This is a genomic window from Brachybacterium hainanense (assembly GCF_042434575.1).
In the GTDB taxonomy this organism is placed as follows: Bacteria; Actinomycetota; Actinomycetes; order Actinomycetales; family Dermabacteraceae; genus Brachybacterium; species Brachybacterium hainanense.
The window spans coordinates 1-508 of record NZ_JBHLSV010000064.1; the positions used below are offsets into that span (position 1 = coordinate 1).

The following is a 508-nucleotide window of genomic DNA, read 5'->3' on the forward strand; positions in this document are numbered from 1 at the left end:
ATCTGCCTGGCAAAGGTGTCACTATAGCCTCGGGCCGTCATCCCCTGAAGCAACTTGTGTTCAAATTGCTCCAGCTCGCCACTGCGTTTCCAGCTGGCCATGGCTCGGCGCAGCTGATCGGCTTCCCCGCCACTGAAACCGGCGGCGACCATGGCCAATTGGATCACCTGCTCCTGGAAAATGGGCACCCCCATAGTGCGTGACAACACGCCTTCCACCTCGGCCGAAGGAAAAGTAACCGGCTCGATTTTATCGCGGCGGCGCAGAAAGGGATGCACCATGTCTCCTTGAATTGGACCCGGGCGCACTATGGCTATCTGTATTACCAGATCGTAATAACAGGCGGGTTTGAGCCTGGGCAGCATGCTGGTCTGGGCTCGTGACTCCACCTGAAACACCCCCATACTGTCGCCCTGCTGCAACATACGATAGACGGCCTGATCTTCCCAGCGAATATCCGACATGGCAAAGGGACGAATGTGACGGGAGATCAAATCGAAACATTTGC

Annotated in this window: 1 pseudogene; it reads right to left on the minus strand. The window is 56.5% G+C overall.

The features are described 5' to 3' along the window. Positions 1–508, minus strand: a pseudogene (locus ACFFF6_RS19950) (error-prone DNA polymerase); the annotation flags it as partial.